Raw genomic sequence first — 22,876 nt, forward strand, 5'->3', positions numbered from 1 at the left:
TGTCACCTTAAGAGCCGTTGAAGACTACGACGTTGATAGGTTGGATGTGGAAGTGTAGCGATACATGAAGCTGACCAATACTAATTGCTCGTGAGGCTTGACTATACAACACCCAAACAGTTGTTGTACGAACTGCGCAAGCAGTGAGCAGAGATTGATTCATTAAAGACCAAACGGTCTTGAAATACTTGATTCAGCTAACGCTAGAACATACAATTTGACTCAAATATTTCTATTAATGAACGATGTTCAAAACACTGTTTTGAACGAGTGCAAGATTTGACCAAGCATTGGCATCTAAATAAGACCAAATGCAAAGTCATACCAGTTGTGCTGGCGACCATAGCAAGAGTGAACCACCTGATCCCTTCCCGAACTCAGAAGTGAAACCTCTTAGCGCTGATGGTAGTGTGGGGTTTCCCATGTGAGAGTAAGTCATCGCCAGCTCATTATTCTAAACACCCCCTGTCAAATGACAGGGGGTGTTTTTTTATGCGCGGGGTTTAGTCAAATAACTGTTGTTTATATGCTATTTCGACTGAAATATCACATAAAAATAAACTTGAGAGGCGTATACTGAACCGGTCTAAGGAGCGGATATGTCCCCAAATTCATCTTCAAGCCATATTGAATATGGTTCGTCTGCCTTTAAAGCGGTTTTGTTTTCCTTGTTTCTGGCTGGATTTGCGATTTTTTCATCGTTATATTGCGTACAGCCGATGATGCCGATTCTGGCAGACTATTTTCATATCTCCCCTACGCAAAGCAGTTTTCCACTTTCATTTTCTACCATTGCATTAGCTGTTGGCCTGATTTTTACTGGACTCATTTCTGACCGTTTTGGCCGTAAGCCGATTATGGTTTGGTCTTTATTTTCGGTTGCACTATTGTTGTTGCTGAGTGCTGTATTGCCAGTCTGGTCAGTGTTTCTGGCGACCCGGGTATTAATAGGCTTAACCGTAAGTGGCGTGGCCGCAGTGGCGATGACCTATATTGGGGAAGAAGTTGCCGCGAAAGATGTTGGTTTTGCCATGGGACTCTATATTTCTGGAACTGCGATTGGCGGTATGAGTGGCCGTTTGCTTGCAGGAGTATTGGTAGACTTTATTTCCTGGCAGTCAGCGACTTTAATCATTGGACTAATTAACCTCTGTATTGCGACAACCTTCTATTTCTTATTGCCTAAATCCAGGAATTTTCAAGCTTATCCTATTAAGTTGAGCCGTTTCCTTACCGCATTTCAGCATAATCTGAGTGATCCCAAGCTGCGAATCTTGTTCTTGCAAGGTTTCATCCTGATGGGCTGTTTTGTTTCAGTCTTTAATTATCTCAGCTATCGCCTGATTCAGGCACCTTTTGAGCTGTCGCATGTCTGGATTGGGGTAATTTCGGTCACCTATCTGGCAGGAATTTATAGCTCACCTCGTGCGGCGGCATGGAGCCAGAAATTTGGACGTTTCCAAGTATTGGTGGCCATGCTTGCCAGTATGTTGCTAGGACTAGTGTTGATGCTAGTCAACAGCTTGGTGCTGATCTTTATTGGTCTGCTCATTTTTACCTTTGCATTTTTTGCTGCACATTCCACGGCCAGTAGTTGGGTGTCTGTGCAATCTTTACAGTATCGTGCTGTAGGATCATCACTCTATTTATTCTGCTACTATCTTGGGTCTAGTGTACTTGGCAGCTCGAGTGGTCTGGTCTGGGAAAATACCGGATGGTTCGGCTTCAGTTTATTCATCGGCATTATTTTGACAATCGGTTTATTGATAGCTCAACAGTTAAAACCTAAAATAAGCAAGCTAGAAACAAAGTGAGCATATATTCCTGATTAAGGTCCTAAAGTCTATATTGTATAAATTATAATCAAGCAACCTCAGCCGAATTCATGCTAAAATGCTCGGCTTTCATCTTTGATCTATTTTTTGATCTTCCATCTGCCAGCCGAGAATTGCTAGCCATGTCTACTGCTTATACCATGCAGACAGCGCCTACAGCGTTGTTTGATTACGACAAATATTGGGCGTCATGTTTTGAACCTGCGCCATTTTTGCCGATGTCACGCGAGGAGATGGATCAACTCGGCTGGGACAGTTGCGACTTTATTTTAGTCTGTGGCGATGCCTATATTGATCATCCTTCATTCTGTTCAGGCATTATTGGCCGTACCCTAGAAGCGCAAGGCTTCCGTGTCGGGATTATTGCGCAGCCAGACTGGACCAATGTTGAAGCCTTCCGTGTATTGGGTAAACCCAATATTGCATGGGGTGTGACTGCGGGTAACATGGACTCGATGATCAACCGTTATACCGCTGATCGCAAGATTCGTTCAGATGATGCCTATTCACCAGACAATCAGCCAAACAAACGCCCAGACCGGGCGGCAACCGTGTATTGCCAGCGTGTGCGTGAAGCTTATCCAGATGTACCGGTGCTCTTAGGTGGTATCGAAGCATCACTAAGACGTATTGCACACTATGATTACTGGTCAGACAAAGTACGTCGTTCAGTATTGATGGACTCTAAAGCCGATCTTTTGATGTACGGTAATGGTGAGCGTTCCATCACTGAAATCATGCATCGTCTGGCGCGTGGCGAAAAAATCCAAGACATTACCGATGTTCGTGGTACAGCGTTTATTGTCAATAAACACAACCGCCCATCGAAAGCCAAATTTTTTGAAATCGCATCGAATGATGTCGATACGATTGGTCGTGTCGATCCAATTATTAACCCTTACGTCATGACTGAAGATATTGAAGGTTGTGAGATTGAACAAGGGAAGGACTCGAGCCAGTACCAGGGTTTCCAAAAAGAACATGTCGCTAATCCAATTGTCCGTGAAGGCGACAATTTGGATGGAAATACGCAAATCGTGCAGTTACAACCGGCGTCGAAAGCGATTAAACATAAATTACCACCGCGTGAATTGGCTGTGATTCGTTTGCCTGCTTTTGAAGAAGTGGTGAATGATCCGGTGCTTTATGCACATGCTAACCGTATTTTACATCTGGAAACCAATCCAGGGAATGCGCGTGCATTAGTACAAAAGCATGGTGAACGTGACGTATGGTTAAATCCACCGCCAATTCCGTTGACTACGGAAGAAATGGACTACGTGTTTGACCTGCCTTATGCACGTCTACCACATCCATCATACGGTAATGCACGTTTCCCAGCCTTTGACATGATCAAGTTCTCTGTGAACATCATGCGTGGCTGTTTCGGTGGTTGTACCTTCTGTTCGATTACAGAACATGAAGGTCGTATTATTCAGAACCGTTCGGAAGAATCGATTCTGCGTGAAGTGGAAAAAATTCGTGATACTGCACCAGGCTTTACTGGCATCATTTCGGACTTAGGTGGACCAACCGCCAACATGTACCGTTTGGCCTGTAAAGATCCTGAGATTGAAAAGAACTGTCGTAAGCCTTCGTGTGTGTTCCCGGGAGTATGTCAAAACTTACATACCGACCATGCGCCACTGACGCAGTTATACCGTAAAGCACGTGCATTACCAGGTATTAAAAAGATTCTGATCGGTTCAGGTCTGCGTTATGATCTTGCGGTCTTAAACCCAGAATATGTCAAAGAATTGGTCACTCACCACGTAGGTGGTTACTTAAAAATTGCGCCGGAACATACCGAAAAAGGTCCGCTCAATAAAATGATGAAGCCGGGCATTGGGACTTATGACCGTTTCAAGCAAATGTTTGATCGTTATAGTAAGGAAGCAGGCAAGGAACAGTACTTGATTCCTTACTTCATTGCGGCGCATCCGGGCACCACGGATTACGACATGATGAACCTGGCGATCTGGCTGAAGAAGAATGGTTTCCGTGCCGATCAGGTACAAACCTTCTATCCATCACCAATGGCGACTGCAACCACCATGTACTACACTGGTAAAAACCCACTGGCGAAAGTGGCGCGTTACACTGAAAATGTCGACATTGTGAAAGGTGAAAAGCGTCGTCGTCTGCACAAAGCTTTCTTGCGTTACCATGATCCAAATAACTGGCCTTTACTGCGTGATGCCTTGCGCGAAATGGGCCGTCAGGACCTGATTGGTAATTCGAAACAGCATCTGATTCCGACCTATCAACCTGCAGGTGTGGATGGTCAGTATCAGTCAGCACGTAAGAAGAACTCGACTGTTGCAGGCGATTCACAGAAACGTACCGGTCAGGCAGGCAATCGTGGACAAGGTCAAAGCCAAGGACAGAACAATCGTCCGAAAAAAGGCCAAATTTTGACCCAGCACACAGGTTTACCACCACGTGAAACCGGTGATGCGAAAAAGCCTTTTGGCGGTTCTAAAGCTAAAGGCAAAGCCAAACCTAAAAGTCGTGCCTAAATCACTTAAAAAAGACACTTCGGTGTCTTTTTTATTTTTCTACTGATTTTTTATTAAAAGAATTCAAATCTCAATTAAACAATAATTAAATTAAGATATTCATTAGAAAAAACTGTTTAAAAATTACACTTTATCGGAATTGTAAGACAAAAAGAGGAAAATGCTCTTGCTTAAATTTGAGTGGCTGATTTAGAGTGAGAGTGAGTAAGGAACACATTACATTTCCAGTACACGGAATTTTTTAATCTCCCGAAATGTAATGCCCTTATATAAGTTTTGATACCGGATGTTGCAGTATCTAAGCAAATTGGTTGTACCGTGATTTTCGGATGAAAATCGATCTATACTGACAACAATAAAACAAAAACGATTATAAGAATGCAGAAAGGACTAACGCATGGCCACCTATATCATAATTGGCAGTTTTCTGCTCTTGTGCACCATCCTGATGGCATATAAGAGAGTACGGAACAGCGGCAAACAGCAAGATAGTGTGTTGAAGCAGCGCGCCATTTTTAACCTGAATCAACAGTTGACTTACACCCGTCTAAAGGAAATTCTGCCAGAGAACATCATTCTGGCCCATGTCTCCTATGATGCGCTGTTGACCACCAAATTTTTTCGTACCCGTAACAAATATCGCAATCTGGTCGCGGACTTTGTGGTTTTAGATCAGGATCATCTGGTTGTTGCCATCGTGGCCGTGGACGATCCGATGATTTTGAAACGCCCACAACAATCCCAGTATCAGGATGCCTTGCTGACTATGGCAGGCTATCGGGTAATCCGTTATGAAGATATTCCGGAATATCATCACCTGCGTCGTGACTTCCTGAACGAACAGGGTGAGGAGGACAGTCTAGTCAATCTGAATAACCTGACTGCACTAAAGAAGTTTCCACTTTACTCCGCTCTGGGTCGGCCTAAAGTAAAGACAGTGAGTTAATACAGCTGGCACAAATAAAAAAAGCATGCAGATCGCATGCTTTTTTTATTGGAAGACCAGTTCTATCGGCATTATTCCGGTTTTACTGCGACGACGGTCAGTTCGACCAATACCCGTGGATCATACAACTTGGCTTCTACACAGGTCCGCGGCAGGGCCTGAATATCAGCTACCCATGTGTCCCACACTTCATTAAAAGCTGCATAGTCACGCTCAATATCTTTGAGATAAATAGTGACTGACATGATGTGGCTCTTATCTGTTCCCGCATCTGTGAGGAACTGATCAATAATGTCCAAAGTTTGCTGTGTCTGACCTTTAATATCCAGATCAAAATCACTGGCCAGTTGACCTGCCAAATGAACGAGATTGCCTGAAATCGCGATTTCAGAGAAGCGTTGAGACACATGCAAACGTTGAACAGTCATGAGTTTAATCCTGGGTTTTTGGCATCAGGGCAGCAACTAATGCAGTCAGTAGACAGCCCACAGCAAGATAGATAGCTACATAATGCCATGAACCATCACCCCAAATCACTAAGGAAGCCGCAATCATTGGGGTAAAACCACCACCAATAATACTCGCCACCTGATAACCCACACCGGCGCCACTATAACGATACTCGGTACCAAACAGTGAGGTAAAGATGGGTTGATGCACACTGACTACCATGTCATGCGCGATATTGGCCAGTAGAATTGAGCCAACAATAATCATCCAGGTATTTTGAGCATCCAGCGCCATAAAGAACGGGAAAGCCGACAAGGCACCGATTAAACCGCCCCAAACACACATGGTTTTATGGTTAATTTTGTCTGAGATCCAGGCAAAGAACGGAATACTGATACAACTAATCGCACCGACCATCAGGGTGATATTCAGGAAGAATTGCTTGTCCATGCCCAGATTATTGGTGGAATAATTCAGTGCAAAATTGGTCACCAGATACATGGTGAGCAGCTCGGTCATACGCAGGGCAATAATGTACAGGAATGCTTTAGGATGCTTGCTGATCGCCTGAAAAATTGGCAGTTTGGTTGGATGTTGCTTGGCTTTAACCACTTTTTCGACAAATTCTTGTGACTCCTCCTGATCACGCCGAATCCACATGGCAATGCCGATCAGCACAATACTGGCAATAAATGGAATACGCCATGCCCAGTCCGAAAATACCTCTTCGCCTAGAGTCGCAATGATCAGTGATACAGCACCCGTAGCGAGAACTAAACCGACGCCATAGCCGACTTGAACGCCACTACTGTAAAAGGCTTTTTTGCCTTTCGGCGCATTTTCCACCGCCATCAGGGCAGCACCACCCCATTCGCCACCGACGGCAAAACCTTGAATGGCACGTAAGGTCACCAGCAGTACAGGCGCCCACCAGCCAATGGCTTCGAAATTCGGCAACAGGCCAATCCCGACAGTAGAAATCCCCATGAGGATGACAGTGAGTACCAGCATTTTTTTACGGCCGAGTTTGTCACCGAAGTGACCAAACACTACACCACCGAGTGGACGAAACAGAAAGCCGACACCGAAGGTTGCCAAGGCGGCTAATGTGCCCATATTGTTGCCAATACTGGTAAAAAATTGATCTTTAAAAATCAGGGCTGCGACAATGCCGTAAAGAAGAAAATCGTACCAGTCGACAACAGCGCCAATAAAACTGGAAAGCGCTGCTTTTCGCGCGCGTTGTTCTTGAAAAGAAATTGAATTTGCAGAAGACATGCAGGATAGGATTCCATGGGGACAACAGAGTTGCCCTGTAATATTCGGATTTGATCGTCACGCCAATCACAGGACAGCATGCTGAAAGTAAAGGTGATTTTCAGCATCTCAGCATATACATGGATAATGCATTGCGCGGATAGATTACTCTAAAAACATACAATGGTAAAAATAAAGTTGTTGGCTTTTTAAACTAATGACTACTTCTTGCTCAGTTTACTTTAAAGCAGGGACAGTTGTGCTTCTTGCTGGCGAGGTGACAGCTGATACACCCCGACACCAATCAGGCGAAATTGCAGGGCTGGATCCAGATGCATATCCTGCAGCAAGAACTGTAACGCCTGATGTAGCTCTAGCGGATTTTTAAGCACGGAACGGAAGCTGCGGCTATGTTGAATGATCTGGAAATTTTTTAGCCTGAGTTTCACGGTAATGCCACGTGCAGTCAGCTGTTTCTTTTCCAGACTGTTCCAGACCTGCTGAATCAGTTGATCCCAGTAAGGACTGCACTGGCTAAGTAGCAGGTCATCACCAAAGGTGGTTTCTTTGGAAATCTGCTGGCGTTCACGTTCGGTTTCGACCGGACGTTCATCGATGCCTTGTGCATAGAGATACAGCCGCTTGCCATATTTGCCAAAATGCTGAATCAGGACAGCTTCATCCATCTGTTGCAAATCACCCAGAGTTTCCAGATTGAGACTTTTCAATTTTTCCTGTGTAACCTTGCCGACCCCGGGGATTTTCTTAAGCGGTAAATCTTGGATAAAGGTCTTTACCTGTGAAGGCTTGATCACACAAATACCATTCGGTTTATGCCAGTCTGAAGCAACTTTGGCCAGGAATTTATTTGGTGCAACACCTGCAGAAGCGGTGAGTCTAGTCAGCTGGAAAATGTCTTCACGGATACGTATCGCGACTTCTGTCGCACTGGGGATTTGCAGCAGATTATCAGTCACATCCAGATAGGCTTCATCCAGTGACAGCGGCTCAATGACAGGTGTATATTTTTGAAAAATCTGATGGATCTGTGAGGAAACCTCACGGTATTTCTGAAAATCTGGTTCAATCACAATCAGCTGTGGACAACGTTTGCGTGCCTGACTCATTGGCATGGCAGAATGCACACCAAATTCCCGAGCTGGATACGAGGCAGCCGCAACCACAGCCCGTGGATGATGCGACGCGATCACCACAGGCAAATGTTTTAGTTCCGGACGTTCACGCAGTTCTACCGAGGCATAGAAGGCGTCCATATCGATATGGATAATTTTACGCATATGCCATCTTAAAAGGCTTTAAGGCACTTGGGAAGATGCTGATTTCAAAAGATTATAGGGTTGACTATTACTCAGTAACACAACCTGAATCTGTTGCGCTTCAGCCGCTTTGATCAGAATTCGTATACTCTCGGGAGCATTATCGGCAAAGCGTGGCAAAAATTGTAAGGGTTGATCTAGCGGCTGAAAGAAATCATCCCAGTGAATTGGAATGACAATCTTGGGTTTTACCGTTGCCAGTGTTTGTTGCAGATAAGATTTCTGATAATCCTCAGGCTGTCGCGATAGCTGGGCTATGCCTAAAAATAAAATATCGGCCTGAACATTCTTGAACTGTCCCGGAATAAACCCTGTGCTCGCTTTAACAAGAATTCGTTGTCTGTCATGTTCAATCAGATAGTCAAAACTGCCGCCTTCTTTAAATTCGGAAAACTTGGCAGGCAGTTTCAGTGGTGCTGTAATTTCTTCACCGAGATCATCATTTACGGGTGTTGGAGGCGTATGTGCGGAAGCAAGTGGAGTGACTTTAAACTGTCCCGATCGGAGCGATTACGCTGATACAGCACGCCGTAGCTGGGAGGCTTTTACCTCTGGATGACTGCGTGCAATATTCAGGGTGCTATTCGATCCGATGATCTGGGGTTGAGGTAACAGGGCAGCCAGTTCAGGAATATCCAGAGCATGATCATAATGGCTATGGGTCACTAAAATCGCCTGTGTCCGATCCAGCTGTTCCTCCTGAATAATCTTCTGAAGTAACCTAGAATCGCTGGAAACCTTAGAACTGAGAACATGCCAAAGACTGGGACGGCTAAAGAAGCCATCAATTAAAATCTGTTCCTGACCATTATCAAACAGCAAGGTTGACACCCCAAAGAAGCGGACATTTAAGCCTTCTGCGGATGTATTGGATTTGGCTTGCCACGCGTCAAAGTCACGCAGCTGACCTGAAGGTTGGCGTAAATAAGCGCCCATTCCCCCCAGTATGACTACCACTATCAGAATGGTAGTCACGATAATTTTTCCAAGCTTCACAGCTATTTATCCTTTTATTTTTGATTACATTGCAATTGTAGAATTATTTTGCCGATTTTTGTGCAGGTGCAGTCTTAATACCATTCTGTTTTAAAAAATTCAGCCAGTCCTTTTCCGAACCATAAAACACATTCAGGTCTACAGTCGTTGCAATACCTTTGATCTGACCCTGACTGGTATGCTGCCAGAAATGCCATTTCGGATTATCTTTGAGCTCAGGCAGACCCTTGTATTCACGTATCCAGAGCGGTACGTCAGTAAATTGTCCTACCAGCACAATATTGTAGAAAGCTTTCGAGGTATAGAACATCGGCTGCTTGCCGTAGTGCTGTTTGAGCAGGTCATGCATGACCTGGATTTCTTTGAGTAACTGTTCCTTGGAATAGGTATTGATGCAGTTACTGTCATATTCAAGATCGATTACTGGAGGTAAGGCATCCGCTTTATTCGGTACGCTTTCGATAAAGTTTTGCGCTTGAATCTTACCCTCCCGACAGAGGCGATAAAAATGATAGGCACCGACCAGCAAACCCTGTTCGCGAGCCTTAAGCCAGTTTTCCTGAAATTTGCTGTCCTTAAAGTCGCCGCCTTCGCTCGATTTCAGATAGACAAAGCGGTATTTATCTTTGGGGATCTGCTGCCAGTTAATCTCTTTTTGATGATGCGAAACATCAAAACCATGAATGTCATATTCGGAAGCGTTGGCAGGTAGCGGTTTCAGCAATAGCCACCAGATTGCACCGACCACAGCAAGCAGCAGAATGACACTCATGATTGTTGCCCAAAGAGGTAGATAATGCTTGTCTGGCTTTTTCATCACGTTCTTCAAAATCTGACTCTATCTAGCTTATACCGATTTATCTTGTATCGGGATGATGATCATACTGGCGTATCCTTGGGAATATGCCAGAAAATATAGGCAGCAATGATATTCAAACAGCCCAGACAGATCAGGGCGAGATGGAATGCATTATCCAGCTGCTCAGCGCCAAAGTAGGCACTAAACATATTCACCAGCGTACCTGCCAGTGCGACCCCAATACTCATCGATAGCATCATGATCATGGACAGAAAACTGTTGCCACTGCTGGCATCCTGCTGACTTAAGTCTTTTAGGGTTAAAGTATTCATCGAAACAAACTGCAGTGAGTTCAGGATACCAAAAATAAAGAAATGAATCGCACGTAGCCAGATCGGTGTATCCGCCGTAGTCAGGGCAAAGCTGGCAATACATAGCCCCACCAGCAAAGTATTTACCAGTAAAACCTGGCGATAGCCAAAGTGCTGAATGATCTTGCGAATAATGGGTTTGGAAGCCAACGAGCCTAATACAGTTGGAATCATCAGCAAACCGGTAATAAAGGGTTCAAAACCAAACGCGACCTGCAACATTAGTGGTAACAGGAAAGGAATGGAGTTACCACCAAGACGGGCAAAGAAATTGCCCAGAATCCCAATAGAATAAATCCGGTTTTTAAATAGCTTGCTGCGGAACAGGGCATTGCTATGGGTATGTGAATGATAGGCATAGATCAGCGAAAACAGGAACCCAGCTGCAACTAAGCTGAGACTCCACCACAATGGATATTGCGGATTGGCGAAGTTCTCAATACCCAGACACAGCCCGACCATCGCCACCACCAGCATAACAAAACCAGCATAGTCAAATTTCGCCACATCCGGTTCAGTAACATTCGGCATGGCTTTGAAGGTAATCAGGGTGCCAAGCAGGCCAATCGGCAGGTTAATCAGAAATACCCATTGCCAGGACAGGTATTCGACCATCCAGCCACCTAGCGTCGGACCAATCAGGGGACCAATCAGGCCGGCCAGACTCATCAGGCTCATTGCAGCCAGAAACTGGGTGCGTGGAATGATCTTCAACATTGCCAGACGTCCGACTGGTAACAGCAAAGCACCACCAATACCTTGCAAAACCCGATAGAGCAGGAGTTCATTCAGGCTGTTTGAGACAGCACAGCCTATTGATGCAAGCGTAAAAATAATGATGGCACTAAAATAGGTATTACGTACACCAAAACGATCTGCCAGCCAGCCACTCAAGGGGATACAGACTGCAACCGAAAGCACATAAGCCACCACCACACTATGCATCCGCAACGGATCTTCCTGCAGGCTAAGAGCAATCGCAGGCAGGGCAGTATTGATAATCGTGGTGTCCAGACCTTGCATGAAAAAGCCGATCGATACCAATAAGACTAGTAGTCTAAATTCGGGTTGCAGCGCTTGATGGGTGGGCGTGGCATTCATGTGATATTTAGAAAGTCATGTAATTTTGAATGTGGGCTCAGTTTAAATCAATTCACCCCATCCGTTGTACTAAATCAGTGTCTTATTCTGGTACTCATGACATGAAATATAACCATGAAAACTGATTGATATCAGTTGGATAAGCAGGATTTTGCAGAAATAGCAACTGCTTGCTGAAAGGTAATAAATGTATTGAAACTGGCTAGTGTTACAAGAATATATGACGTTTCTGTCATGAAACTGCAATAAAAACGTCATAATCTTGGCCACATCTTACAGTAATGCTGATCTCCCTCAGCAGGTATGTTTTATGTCTATCGAAATCTTGATGGTTGTCGGCTTCTGTCTAGCAGCCTACTCCATTGTCGGCAATGATGTGCCTCAGACATTGGGAACCTTTATCTCATCAAATTCACATCGACCTTGGTGGCTGCTGTGGATTTATATCAGCGTCATCCTTGTGGTGGTTTTGGTCTATGGCTGGTATGCATCAGGGGTAGGAGATGCCTCTTATGGCCGTCTCGAAACGATTCCATTCCCTGAGGGTGGGATTACTTGGCTGTATATTGTACCGCCAATTCTACTCTTGTTATTAACCAGATATGGTATTCCAGTCAGTACTACATTCTTGGTGCTCACCATTTTCTCTCCAGCGAGCTTAGGTTTGATGATGGTGAAATCGATGATGGGTTATGCTGTAGCCTTCATCTCAGCTTTGGTGATTTACCGTTTTGTTGCCAACAAAATGACGGTTTATTTTAACCAAACCAAAGACCAAGAGCATTCGACCAAATGGATGATCTTACAATGGTTATCAACCGGTTTCTTATGGAGCCAATGGTTGATCCAAGACTTAGCCAATATCTTTGTGTATGTGCCACGTCAGGTTCCATTTGAATTCCTGATGTTTGCGATTGCGGTATTCGTGATCTTGCTAGGTGTGATTCTTTACCAACGTGGTGGTGCAATCCAGAAGATTGTCGATACCAAAACCGATGTAACTGATGTTCGTGCAGCAACCATTGTTGACTTTATCTATGCCATTATCTTGTTGATCTTCAAAGAGTGGAGCAACATCCCAATGAGTACCACATGGGTGTTCTTGGGTCTATTGGCCGGTCGTGAGTTTGCCATCTCGATGATCGTCAATGGTGTGAGCAAACACCGTACTTCACGGAACGTCAGCAAAGATGCAATGAAGTTGATGTTTGGTTTGGCCATGTCTGTAATTTTGGCGACAACACTACCTTGGTTCTATAACCTGGTGACTAACTTGGCTTCTTAAGAGTTAAAAAATAAAAAAGCGAGCTTCGGCTCGCTTTTTTATTTTTAGATCAGCATTTAAATTGCAAACTGTTTTGGACTATCCAGATTTTTCAGGGCATTAAAGATATGTGCAGAATGTTCGCAGACAATTAGTTTGGCACGATGCTGGGGTGGCAGGAAGCCTTCATTCACGGCATGATCCAGCTGGGCAATGAGTGGATCATAAAAGTTATTCACGTTGTATAGCATCATTGGTTTCTGGTGCTGGTTCAACTGTCCCCAAGTCGCAATTTCCAGAATTTCCTCAAAGGTACCTAGTCCACCTGGCAGAGCAACGAAGGCACAGGCACGTTCTGCCATTAACGCTTTACGTTCATGCATGGACCGTACAATATGCAGTTCAGTCAGCTTGCTATGCGCGATTTCATAATCCAGCATAAACTCGGGAATCACACCTACAGCTTCACCGCCATGTTCAATCATGGCATCAGCGACCTGACCCATCAGGCCGATGCTGGCACCGCCGTAGACCAGACCAAAGCCTTGCTGGGCCAGACTCTGTACAAGCTGAATAGCTTTTTCCTGATAAATAGGATTATTGCCAGCACGTGAACCACAATATAGGGCAACGAGCGGGCGGGTAGTACGGGGAGATTTGTTTTTATGTTCAGTCATTTTAATTACGCTAGTCATGTCTCTCTTTCACCTTATCATTTTTTAATTTTGTTACTACAACATATATTAAAAATATGACAATTCTATGCATCATTCTTGCCAATCTTGAAGTCAAGAGTCGGGAAGCTTAAACCAAAGCATGAAAACTGGTGAATTTCATTTTGAACTTGTTATACTGAAAATCTGTCTTACTACAATAGAAATCACATGGGTAGTCGAAGTTGGCGCTTTAACCAGATAAAACGTCACCATATCAAGTGTTTAAATAAAATTGGACATAGTTCCGCGCTACGCAGCAGCATTGCATGTCTTTCCACTGACCTACAGGAGAGAATGCAATGATTTTCGAATGGATGTCAGATCCTTCTGCCTGGATTGGCCTGCTGACTCTGATTGTGCTGGAAATTGTTCTGGGTATTGATAACCTGGTCTTTATTGCAATTCTTGCTGAAAAACTACCGCCAGAACAACGTAATACCGCCCGAATTGTAGGTTTGACCCTGGCCTTGGTCATGCGTCTGATCCTGCTGGCTTCTATTGCCTGGGTGGTCACGCTGACTGAACCGTTCTTCTATATTTTTGATCATCCATTTTCCGGGCGTGACCTGATTCTGCTGTTTGGTGGGGTATTCCTGTTATTTAAAGGTACCATGGAATTACATGAGCGCCTTGAAGCCAAGCCAGTGGTCAAAGAAGAAAATCCGGTGCATGCCGTGTTCTGGATGGTAATCGTTCAAATCGTGGTGCTGGATGCCGTGTTCTCACTCGACAGTGTGATTACTGCTGTGGGTATGGTCAAAGACCTGTCTGTAATGATGATTGCAGTGATTATTGCTGTCGGTATCATGCTATGGGCTTCCAAGGCCTTGATGGATTTTGTGAATCGTCATCCTACTGTGGTCATCCTTTGTCTCGGCTTCCTGATGATGATCGGTTTCTCGTTGGTGGTTGAAGGTTTCGGCTTCCATATTCCAAAAGGCTACCTGTACGCAGCGATTGGTTTTTCGGTCATTGTCGAATTTATTAACCAGACCATGAAACGCAATCAGGAAAAAATGGTGACAACTACAGATCTGCGTTATCGCACTGCTTCAGCCGTGATGCGTATGCTCGGTGGTAAACCTGCTCAGGACAATACTGCTTCTGAGCCGGTAGATGTACTGGCAACGCGTGCCTTTGCTGACGAAGTGTTTAATGATGATGAAAATGGCGTTTATCACAGTGTGATGGTGCAGGGCGTACTCGGCCTGTCTGAACGTCCGGTGAAGTCGGTGATGACCCCGCGTCCTGAACTGGAATGGATTGATCTGGATGAAGATGAAGCTGTCATTAAGGCTCATCTGTTACAGATGAGTCATTCACGTCTGATCGTGGCACGTGGTGAGCTGGACAATATTGCTGGTGTAGTACTGACCCATAAAGTGCTAAACGAATATATCGAAACGGGTGTACTTGATTTCGAAAAACATCTACGTGAACCGGTAATTGTGCATGAAAATGCTCAGGTACTGATGGTGATGGACCAGTTGCGTCAGGCGCCGCTACAAATGGCGATTGTGCTGAACGAGTATGGTTCGATCGAAGGGATTGCAACACCGATTGATGTGCTTGAAGCCATTGCCGGTGAATTCCCGGATGAAGATGAAATGGAAACTGCAGCTGAAAGTCTGCATGACGGTAGTCTGTTGCTGGAAGGTTCAACCGATATTCGTCATGTATCCTTGCTGATTGGCCGTGATCTGGTGGATGAATCAGAAGAATATTCGACGCTGTCGGGCTATATTTTATTCCACCTTGGCCGTCTGCCTGAAAATGGTGAGAAGTTCGAAGCCGATGGTCATATCTTTGAAGTCGTGACAATGGATGGTCATAAGATCGAAAAAGTCCATATTATTCCGCAAGAACAAAACAAGAATTGAGTTCTGCCTCAGGTATGCGCTGAATTTTGCTAAAATAGCCCGCATCGTCGGGCTATTTTTTTGGAATTCATTTTTGGAACTTATCCTCTCAGAAGTATGTCCATGTGGACTGGGCATTTATGAAAGCTGTTGTCAGCCACTGCATCAAGGCAAGCGAACTGCACAGACAGCCGAACAGTTGATGCGTTCACGTTATAGTGCCTTTGCCAAACAGGAAATTAACTATATCCAGCAGACGACTGCATTGGGACAGCAAAGGTTTTTAGATATGCCTGCAATTGCCGAGTGGAGCAGGACCAATCAATGGCTGAAACTAGAAATCGTGCAAGCCAATGAAAAACTGGATAAATGTCATGCACTGGTCGAGTTCAAGGCACATTTTCATGATGGTACACAGGCACAAATTCATCATGAAGCGTCCCATTTCGTCAAAGTAGAAGGCTGCTGGTATTTTCTCGATCCGACCACAGATCAACAATTTACAATGAAGCAAGGCTGTATTTGCGGTTCAGGGAAAAAATTTAAGCTATGTTGTGCGCAATTTTTGTAACTTTCACATACATTTGCCTTAGAATAGCCGCCATCTCAAAGCCTCAGGTGGAAGCAGGGCGATGTTGTTGACCGTAATCTATATTATTGCCATTACCGCAGAAGCGATGACCGGTGCTTTATCCGCTGGACGGCGCAGCATGGACTGGTTTGGGGTCGTGATCATTGCCTGTGTCACGGCACTGGGAGGTGGCTCGGTTCGCGATGTGCTGCTTGGTCACTATCCACTAACCTGGGTCAAGCATCCTGAATATCTGGTGCTGACCTGCTGTGCGGCTTTTGTCACCATTCTGATCGCCAAATGGATGCGTCATTTACGTAACATCTTCCTGGTACTGGATGCCTTGGGGCTCATCGGTTTTACCATCATCGGTTGCCAGATCGCATTAGAAATGGGACATGGCTTTGTGGTCAGCGCCGTAGCTGGTGTCCTGACGGGTGTCTCCGGCGGTATTCTGCGTGACATTCTGTGTAATGATGTGCCGCTGGTGTTCCGTCGTGAACTGTATGCCAGTATTTCCTTCGTTGCGGTAATCTTCTACTGGCTTTGTAGCCACGCAGGTCTGTCGCTTGAGCTAACCATCATTTCTACCTTGATCTTCGGTTTTACCCTGCGCCTGATCGCCATTTACTTTGGCCTGGAAATGCCGAAATTTATCTATAAAGATGATGATGAACAATCCGCATCATCTAAGGATGAATCATAAAACACGATTTTCAGATGAGCGAGGCAAAATAGCCTCGTTTCTGCATTCAATCGTAGTATAAAAATAGGATGAATGCTTCTGCTTTCCGTGCAGTTTCTCCCGAATCACATATCAGAGATTTACTTATGGACCTAGTTTCCCGGATTCAGCGCTTACCTGTAGGCAGATTTCACTATATGTTGCTGGTCGTGATTGGTTTAGGCTGGATGTTCGATGCCATGGACACCGGACTGATTTCCTTCATTCTGGCTAAAATGGCAGAAGACTGGCAGATGACCCCTGACCAGAAAAGCTGGGTAGTTTCAATCGGTTTTATCGGGATGGCAATTGGGGCAATCTGTTCTGGCGGCCTGGCAGACCGTTATGGCCGCAAAACCATATTCGCTTTAACGCTGGTGATCTATAGCCTGGCAACCGCGGCTTGTGCCTTTGCACCGAACCTGACCTGGTTACTGGTCTTCCGCTTTATTGTCGGCCTGGGGTTGGGTGGCCAGTTACCGGTTGCGGTAACGCTGGTCAGTGAATATATTCCGGCACAGGTACGTGGCCGTTTTATTGTTTTACTGGAAAGTTTCTGGGGATTGGGCTGGCTCTGTGCAGCCTTGATTTCTTATTTTGTGATTCCGAAATTTGACTGGCATACCGCCTTTTTAATCGGTGGTATTCCTGCACTGTATGCAATTGTGATTTGGAAGTTCGTTCCGGAATCGATTCCCTTCCTGATCAACCGTGGCCGTATCGATGAAGCGCATGCCTTGGTGAAAAAGATTGAAGCCAAATGTGGGGTAGAGGTACTGGAAATCTTCCAGGTTCAACCTGTGGCCGAAAAACAGACGATTTCTTTTGCTCAGCTCTGGTCAGGTATATTTGCCCGCCGTACCTTAATGCTGTGGTTGATCTGGTTCGGCATTATCTTCTCTTACTATGGTATTTTTACCTGGTTGCCAAGTCTGTTAGTGAAGGAAGGCTATACCATCGTACAGTCTTTTGAATATGTACTGATCATGATTCTGGCGCAGTTGCCAGGCTATCTGGTTGCAGCATGGCTGGTAGAAAAACTTGGACGTAAGGCAACATTGGCTGGCTTTATTGGCATGTGTGCCGTATCTGCCTATTTCTTTGGTCAGTCCGGCAGTGTCACCGAAATCGTGATCTGGGGCTGTCTGATGTCCTTCTTTAATCTCGGTGCTTGGGGTGTACTCTATACCTATACGCCAGAACAGTACCCCACCAATATTCGTGCCTTTGGTTCGGGCTGGGCAGGGGCAATCGGCCGGATTGGTGGTATTGTTGCGCCATTCGCAGTGACCCATCTGATGGTTATGCCGAGCGGCTTCAGCTATGTCTTTACCATGTTTACCGTGGTTCTGATTGCTGTAGCTGTAGTGATCTTGGTACTGGGTGAAGAAACCAAAGGTCGGACTTTAGAATCCTTGAGTCAATAAAGGTGGTGATTTTTTAGTTGCTTAGGGCGTTTAAAGTGGATATTTTTACGACATAAGACACGATTTGTCGCACTGTGTACTGTACTGCCCTTGTGCTGTCAGGCAGTGCGACTTAGCATAAGAAACATTGATACAAAAACGAAATTTTTAGGATTATAGGTTGTTATGACAAGCCTTGCGCATCATGCGACAGAAAACCGTTCCGTAGCAGAATTTACCGAACAGGCTTACCTCAACTACGCCATGTACGTCATCATGGACCGTGCACTGCCACACATCAGTGACGGTTTGAAACCGGTACAGCGCCGTATTGTTTATGCTATGAGTGAGTTGGGGCTCAAGTGGACCAGCAAACCGAAGAAATCTGCACGTACTGTGGGTGATGTACTGGGCAAATACCATCCACATGGCGACTCAGCTTGCTATGAAGCGATGGTGCTGATGGCACAGCCGTTCAGTTACCGTTATCCGTTTATTGAGGGGCAGGGCAACTGGGGTTCACCAGATGATCCAAAGTCTTTCGCGGCGATGCGATATACCGAAGCCAAACTGTCACAATATAGTGAATTATTGCTTTCCGAGTTGGGTCAAGGCACCTGTGACTGGCAGGACAACTTCGACGGTTCGATGAAAGAGCCAGTCAATCTACCGGCACGCGTACCGAACATCTTGTTGAATGGTACCACGGGTATTGCTGTGGGTATGGCAACCGATATTCCACCGCATAATCTGCGTGAAGTGGTTAAAGGTACAATTGCACTGATTCGCAATCCGAACCTGACCGATGTCAAAGTAGCTGAATATATTCCGGGACCGGACTTACCAACCAAAGCAGAAATTATTACTCCACCGACTGAATTGCTGAAAATGCAAACGACAGGTCGTGGTAGTTACCGTATGCGTGCCGTATATACGGTTGAAAAAAACGAGATCGTGATTACTGAATTGCCCTATCAGGTGTCTGGTTCCAAAATCATTACCCAGATTGCAGACCAGATGCAGGCGAAGAAACTGCCTTTAGTCACAGATGTGCGTGATGAATCCGATCATGAAAATCCGACCCGTCTGGTCATTGTGTTGCGTTCAAATCGTATCGATGCTGAATCGGTAATGAGTCATCTGTTCGCAACCACCGATCTTGAATCCAGCTATCGCGTCAATATGAATATGATTGGTGCGGATGGTCGCCCGCAGGTGAAATCGATCCGTCGTATTTTGCTGGAATGGATTGAAATCCGTAAGACCACTGTGACCCGTCGTCTGCAATTCCATCTGAATAAAATCGAGAAACGCTTACATATTTTGGGTGGCTTGATCATTGCCTACCTGAATATTGATGAAGTGATTCAGATCATCCGTGAAGAAGATCAGCCTAAACCGGTGCTGATGCAACGATTCGGTATTGATGAAATTCAGGCAGAAGCCATTTTAGAACTCAAGTTGCGTCATTTGGCCAAGCTTGAAGAAATGGAAATGCGCCGTGAGCAGGAAGAGTTAGAAGCCAAGGCAGCTGAAATCCGTGAGCAACTGGCCAATCCAGAATCTTTAAAGAATTTGATCATCAATGAACTTAAAGATGATGCCAAGAAATTTGGTGATGATCGCCGTTCTCCAATCGTAGAGCGTGCCGAAGCTGCGGCAATTGATGAAACTGAAATGCTGCCTGCTGATCCTGTGACCGTGGTCTTATCTGAAGCTGGCTGGATCCGCTGTGCCAAAGGCCATGAAGTGGATGCCGAAAACCTGAACTTCCGTGCAGGGGATCAGTACTTGAGTCATGCCCAAGGCAAATCTAATCAGCGTGTTTATGTACTGGATGATACGGGGCGCAGTTATGCCTTGGCCATCAACAGTCTGCCGTCTGCGCGAGGATTAGGTGAACCACTGAGTTCAAAACTTTCTCCTGCAAGTGGCGTCGGCTTTAAACAGGTTCTGGTTGCCGAAGATGAGGCAGAAATCCTGGCAATCAGCAGCAAAGGTTATGGTTTCAAGACTCAAGCCAAGCAGCTGGATACCAATGCCAAGGCGGGCAAGGCATTCCTGACTGTGCCGGAAGGTGCGCATGCAATGAATCTGCAGCCACTTGAAGACAAAACTCATCTGGCATTGCTCAGTTCTGCAGGTCGTCTATTAATTGTTGATTTGACTGAATTACCTGTGTTGAATAAAGGCAAAGGTAATAAATTGATACAACTTGAAGATAAAGATCAAATTTTATCCATGACAGTCTTGAGTTTAGATGAAATAATTCAAGTGCTTGCAGGACAACAGCAAATAAAATTAAAAGGGGATGATCTGCAAAAGTACATCGGCAAACGCGGTTCGAAAGGACAGCTTTTACCACGCGGATATCAAAAAGCAAATAAACTGTTGATTCAAAGATAAGACTAGCATCCATCAATCGAAATACGTTATATATGAACAACGATTCGACAAGATGGATGCATTATTGCGCATAAACAAGTTAAAAAATTAGCGCAATATTGAAAAAAACAGTTGAGATTCTAAGGATTATGATTGGAGAGAATGGCATTATGGAAAAGATTTGGTTCGCTGAATACGAGAAAACAGGGATTCCACACACTGTAGAACTGCCACCAGAAAACACTTCATTAGTTGATATTTTTGAGCGTAATTTCCAGAAGTTTGGCTCACGTGATGCCTTTATCTTTATGGATAAAGTAATGACGTTTAATGAGCTGGAAGAAGCTAGTCGTAAATTTGCAACATATTTACAGAGCTTGGGGCTTGCAAAAGGTACACGCGTGGCAGTGATGATGCCAAACGTGTTGCAATATCCGGTCGTGGCATTGGGCGTATTCCGTGCTGGTCTGGTATTGGTCAATGTAAATCCACTTTATACTTCACGTGAACTTGAGCATCAGTTAAATGACTCTGGTACAGAAGTACTGGTTATCATTGAAAACTTCGCTTCTGTATACCAGGCAATTATTGGCAAAACCCCAGTCAAGCACGTCGTTGTTGCTTCTGTAGGTGATATGCTGGGTGCACTGAAAGGTACGCTAGTTAATTTTGTGCTACGTTCTGTACGTAAACAGATTCCAGCATGGGATATTCCAGGTCACATCAAGTTCAATGCTGCGCTGAACAAAGTCAGCCCAACGAACTATAAACGTCCTGAACTGACTTTAAGTGATACTGCTGTACTGCAATATACTGGTGGTACGACAGGTGTTTCTAAAGGTGCTGAACTGACACATCGCAACCTGGTTGCAAACATGCTGCAATGTGATGGTATTTTCCAGAGCAAATTCGGTGCACAAGACGGCCAGCCAGATGACCGTATTTTCTGTGCTCTACCGTTGTACCATATCTTTGCATTCATGGTGTGTGCACTGTACGGTATGTATAAAGGTCAAGCCAACGTTCTGATTCCAAATCCGCGTGATCTGCCTGCGGTAATTAAAGAATTACGTAAATACCAGCCAACGTTCTTCCCGGCAGTGAATACTTTATTCAATGCATTGATCAATAATGAAGACTTCAAACAGCTGGATCACAGTCGTCTGAAAATGGCGATGGGTGGTGGTATGGCGGTGCTGCCTTCTACTGCAGAAGCATGGAAGAAAGTTACAGGCACTAACATCATCGAAGGTTATGGTTTATCAGAAACTTCTCCGGTTGCAACTGCAAACCCGCCTGCATCTGAAGAATTTAGCGGCACCATTGGTATTCCATTGCCGTTGACTGAAGTTGCAATTTTGGATGACGATGGCAATGAAGTACCATTGGGCGAGCAGGGCGAGATTTCGATCCGTGGTCCTCAGGTGATGAAGGGTTACTGGAACCGTCAGGATGAAACTGACAAAGTCATGATTAATGGTTACTTCCGTACCGGTGATATCGGTGTGATGAACGATCGTGGTTATGTGAAGATTGTAGACCGTAAAAAAGACATGATTCTGGTATCTGGTTTCAACGTTTATCCTTCAGAGATTGAAGAAATCGTTGCGAAACATCCAAAAGTGCTGGAAGTGGCTGCCATTGGTGTACCAGATGAGAAATCAGGTGAAGTACCTAAACTGTTCGTGGTGAAAAAAGATCCATCTTTAACAACTGAAGAAGTTCTGGCATTCGCAAAAGAAAATCTGACAGGTTACAAGCGTCCGCGTTATGTAGAATTCCTGGATGAATTGCCAAAATCTAACGTAGGTAAAATCCTGCGTAAAGATCTACGCAAAACAGCTTAAAAGCTGTGTAAAAAAGCGCCTTTGATAGGCGCTTTTTTTATGGAATCTTTTTAAAGTGGGGCAGATTTATTCTTTTCCATCCACCAGCGGTCGAAGTAGCGACGACCAACGCCTACAATCCCGACGAAGATAAACAGGCTAATGAAGTGACGGTTGAAGCCAGGGCGGTAGAACTCGCCATAGCTGAGCACATTATCAATCAGGCAATATACTAAAATAATCGTTAGCCAATGCCACAGGGTATAGCGCTTGATGCCCACTGCATAAAAGGCAATCCATAACATCACAAAGGTGAACAGAGCTGACCAGATATTCATATTGGCAGCGATGACACTGAGTAAAAATGCCACGATCGGCAATACAATTTTCAGGACGCGATCCACTTGCAGCTGATGTTGACGCTGGCGTTCCAGGACATCCAACATTTCTTTTTGATCGGGACTGACCATCGTGAATCCTTATGTGGTTGCTAAAACACCCTATTTAACAAAAT

At 45.0% G+C, this 22,876-nt stretch carries 17 protein-coding genes, 2 rRNA genes and 1 pseudogene; 12 read left to right on the top strand and 8 right to left on the bottom strand.

The genetic code is table 11. The annotated features are described in order from the left end of the window. From C3420_RS00005 to C3420_RS00025, 5 genes are all read left to right on the top strand, one after another. Nucleotides 1-105 (top strand): 23S ribosomal RNA (locus tag C3420_RS00005); the annotation flags it as partial. Between the two features lie 227 nt (nt 106-332). Next, nucleotides 333-447: ribosomal RNA gene (rrf, locus tag C3420_RS00010) — 5S ribosomal RNA — on the top strand. Nucleotides 448-599: 152 nt separating this feature from the next. Further along, nucleotides 600-1,814 carry an MFS transporter gene (locus C3420_RS00015; RefSeq protein WP_103799946.1) on the top strand — a complete coding sequence of 405 codons (1,215 nt, stop codon included), beginning with the start codon at nt 600-602 and terminating at the stop codon, nt 1,812-1,814. Nucleotides 1,815-1,957: 143 nt separating this feature from the next. After that, entirely contained in the window at nt 1,958-4,354 is a 2,397-nt protein-coding gene (locus tag C3420_RS00020) for a YgiQ family radical SAM protein (RefSeq protein ID WP_103799989.1), read from the top strand. A 397-nt stretch (nt 4,355-4,751) separates the two neighbouring features. Continuing rightward, nucleotides 4,752-5,300, top strand: a complete 549-nt coding sequence (locus tag C3420_RS00025) for a DUF2726 domain-containing protein (RefSeq protein ID WP_103799947.1) — start codon at nt 4,752-4,754, stop codon at nt 5,298-5,300. A gap of 71 nt (nt 5,301-5,371) precedes the next feature. Here the strand turns inward: C3420_RS00025 and C3420_RS00030 are convergent, their stop codons facing one another. The 6 genes and pseudogenes from C3420_RS00030 to mdtD form a co-directional block, all read right to left on the bottom strand. Continuing rightward, the gene (locus tag C3420_RS00030; protein WP_103799948.1) at nt 5,372-5,728 is read right to left on the bottom strand and encodes a RidA family protein; all 357 of its coding nucleotides are present in this window, start codon (nt 5,726-5,728) and stop codon (nt 5,372-5,374) included. Nucleotides 5,729-5,732: 4 nt separating this feature from the next. Continuing rightward, a complete protein-coding gene (gene shiA / locus C3420_RS00035; protein WP_103799949.1) occupies nt 5,733-7,028 on the bottom strand; it encodes a shikimate transporter in 1,296 nt (431 codons plus the stop codon). Nucleotides 7,029-7,249: 221 nt separating this feature from the next. After that, nucleotides 7,250-8,305, bottom strand: a complete 1,056-nt coding sequence (dinB, locus tag C3420_RS00040; protein WP_103799950.1) for a DNA polymerase IV — start codon at nt 8,303-8,305, stop codon at nt 7,250-7,252. Between the two features lie 18 nt (nt 8,306-8,323). Then, a pseudogene (locus C3420_RS00045) lies at nt 8,324-9,340 on the bottom strand (MBL fold metallo-hydrolase). A 43-nt stretch (nt 9,341-9,383) separates the two neighbouring features. Beyond that, complete coding sequence (locus tag C3420_RS00050; protein WP_103799951.1) at nt 9,384-10,157, bottom strand: GH25 family lysozyme; 774 nt, start codon at nt 10,155-10,157, stop codon at nt 9,384-9,386. A gap of 62 nt (nt 10,158-10,219) precedes the next feature. Beyond that, complete coding sequence (gene mdtD, locus C3420_RS00055; RefSeq protein ID WP_103799952.1) at nt 10,220-11,611, bottom strand: multidrug transporter subunit MdtD; 1,392 nt, start codon at nt 11,609-11,611, stop codon at nt 10,220-10,222. A 310-nt stretch (nt 11,612-11,921) separates the two neighbouring features. Between mdtD and C3420_RS00060 the strand changes: the two genes are divergently transcribed. Then, a complete protein-coding gene (locus tag C3420_RS00060) occupies nt 11,922-12,896 on the top strand; it encodes a hypothetical protein (protein WP_103799953.1) in 975 nt (324 codons plus the stop codon). A 56-nt stretch (nt 12,897-12,952) separates the two neighbouring features. Here the strand turns inward: C3420_RS00060 and C3420_RS00065 are convergent, their stop codons facing one another. Then, on the bottom strand, nt 12,953-13,570 hold the full coding sequence (locus C3420_RS00065; protein WP_004810202.1) for a TIGR00730 family Rossman fold protein: 618 nt from the start codon (nt 13,568-13,570) through the stop codon (nt 12,953-12,955). 320 nt (nt 13,571-13,890) lie between these two features. On the opposite strand from C3420_RS00065, the gene C3420_RS00070 reads away from it, so the two are divergent. The 6 genes from C3420_RS00070 (at nt 13,891) to C3420_RS00095 (ending at nt 22,383) form a co-directional block, all read left to right on the top strand. Continuing rightward, nucleotides 13,891-15,471, top strand: a complete 1,581-nt coding sequence (locus tag C3420_RS00070) for a TerC family protein (protein ID WP_103799954.1) — start codon at nt 13,891-13,893, stop codon at nt 15,469-15,471. A gap of 73 nt (nt 15,472-15,544) precedes the next feature. After that, nucleotides 15,545-16,021 carry a YchJ family protein gene (locus C3420_RS00075; protein ID WP_103799955.1) on the top strand — a complete coding sequence of 159 codons (477 nt, stop codon included), beginning with the start codon at nt 15,545-15,547 and terminating at the stop codon, nt 16,019-16,021. A 61-nt stretch (nt 16,022-16,082) separates the two neighbouring features. Continuing rightward, a complete protein-coding gene (locus tag C3420_RS00080; protein ID WP_004810198.1) occupies nt 16,083-16,727 on the top strand; it encodes a trimeric intracellular cation channel family protein in 645 nt (214 codons plus the stop codon). 125 nt (nt 16,728-16,852) lie between these two features. Further along, nucleotides 16,853-18,172, top strand: a complete 1,320-nt coding sequence (locus C3420_RS00085; RefSeq protein ID WP_034592555.1) for an MFS transporter — start codon at nt 16,853-16,855, stop codon at nt 18,170-18,172. A 165-nt stretch (nt 18,173-18,337) separates the two neighbouring features. Continuing rightward, nucleotides 18,338-20,557, top strand: a complete 2,220-nt coding sequence (gene parC / locus C3420_RS00090; RefSeq protein WP_103799956.1) for a DNA topoisomerase IV subunit A — start codon at nt 18,338-18,340, stop codon at nt 20,555-20,557. A gap of 149 nt (nt 20,558-20,706) precedes the next feature. Then, complete coding sequence (locus C3420_RS00095) at nt 20,707-22,383, top strand: AMP-binding protein (protein ID WP_103799957.1); 1,677 nt, start codon at nt 20,707-20,709, stop codon at nt 22,381-22,383. Between the two features lie 50 nt (nt 22,384-22,433). Here the strand turns inward: C3420_RS00095 and C3420_RS00100 are convergent, their stop codons facing one another. Then, nucleotides 22,434-22,832 carry a hypothetical protein gene (locus C3420_RS00100; RefSeq protein WP_005223547.1) on the bottom strand — a complete coding sequence of 133 codons (399 nt, stop codon included), beginning with the start codon at nt 22,830-22,832 and terminating at the stop codon, nt 22,434-22,436. Nucleotides 22,833-22,876: the final 44 nt, after the last annotated feature.

This window comes from Acinetobacter sp. ACNIH3 (assembly GCF_002918965.1).
In the GTDB taxonomy this organism is placed as follows: domain Bacteria; phylum Pseudomonadota; class Gammaproteobacteria; order Pseudomonadales; family Moraxellaceae; genus Acinetobacter; species Acinetobacter schindleri.

Coding starts and splice junctions, on each gene's coding strand:
- C3420_RS00015 (WP_103799946.1), top strand. CDS start 600: ATGTCCCCAAATTCATCTTCAAGCCATATTGAATATGGTTCGTCTGCC.
- C3420_RS00020 (WP_103799989.1), top strand. CDS start 1,958: ATGTCTACTGCTTATACCATGCAGACAGCGCCTACAGCGTTGTTTGAT.
- C3420_RS00025 (WP_103799947.1), top strand. CDS start 4,752: ATGGCCACCTATATCATAATTGGCAGTTTTCTGCTCTTGTGCACCATC.
- C3420_RS00030 (WP_103799948.1), bottom strand. CDS start 5,728: ATGACTGTTCAACGTTTGCATGTGTCTCAACGCTTCTCTGAAATCGCG.
- shiA (WP_103799949.1), bottom strand. CDS start 7,028: ATGTCTTCTGCAAATTCAATTTCTTTTCAAGAACAACGCGCGCGAAAA.
- dinB (WP_103799950.1), bottom strand. CDS start 8,305: ATGCGTAAAATTATCCATATCGATATGGACGCCTTCTATGCCTCGGTA.
- C3420_RS00050 (WP_103799951.1), bottom strand. CDS start 10,157: ATGAAAAAGCCAGACAAGCATTATCTACCTCTTTGGGCAACAATCATG.
- mdtD (WP_103799952.1), bottom strand. CDS start 11,611: ATGAATGCCACGCCCACCCATCAAGCGCTGCAACCCGAATTTAGACTA.
- C3420_RS00060 (WP_103799953.1), top strand. CDS start 11,922: ATGTCTATCGAAATCTTGATGGTTGTCGGCTTCTGTCTAGCAGCCTAC.
- C3420_RS00065 (WP_004810202.1), bottom strand. CDS start 13,570: ATGACTAGCGTAATTAAAATGACTGAACATAAAAACAAATCTCCCCGT.
- C3420_RS00070 (WP_103799954.1), top strand. CDS start 13,891: ATGATTTTCGAATGGATGTCAGATCCTTCTGCCTGGATTGGCCTGCTG.
- C3420_RS00080 (WP_004810198.1), top strand. CDS start 16,083: ATGTTGTTGACCGTAATCTATATTATTGCCATTACCGCAGAAGCGATG.
- C3420_RS00085 (WP_034592555.1), top strand. CDS start 16,853: ATGGACCTAGTTTCCCGGATTCAGCGCTTACCTGTAGGCAGATTTCAC.
- parC (WP_103799956.1), top strand. CDS start 18,338: ATGACAAGCCTTGCGCATCATGCGACAGAAAACCGTTCCGTAGCAGAA.
- C3420_RS00095 (WP_103799957.1), top strand. CDS start 20,707: ATGGAAAAGATTTGGTTCGCTGAATACGAGAAAACAGGGATTCCACAC.
- C3420_RS00100 (WP_005223547.1), bottom strand. CDS start 22,832: ATGGTCAGTCCCGATCAAAAAGAAATGTTGGATGTCCTGGAACGCCAG.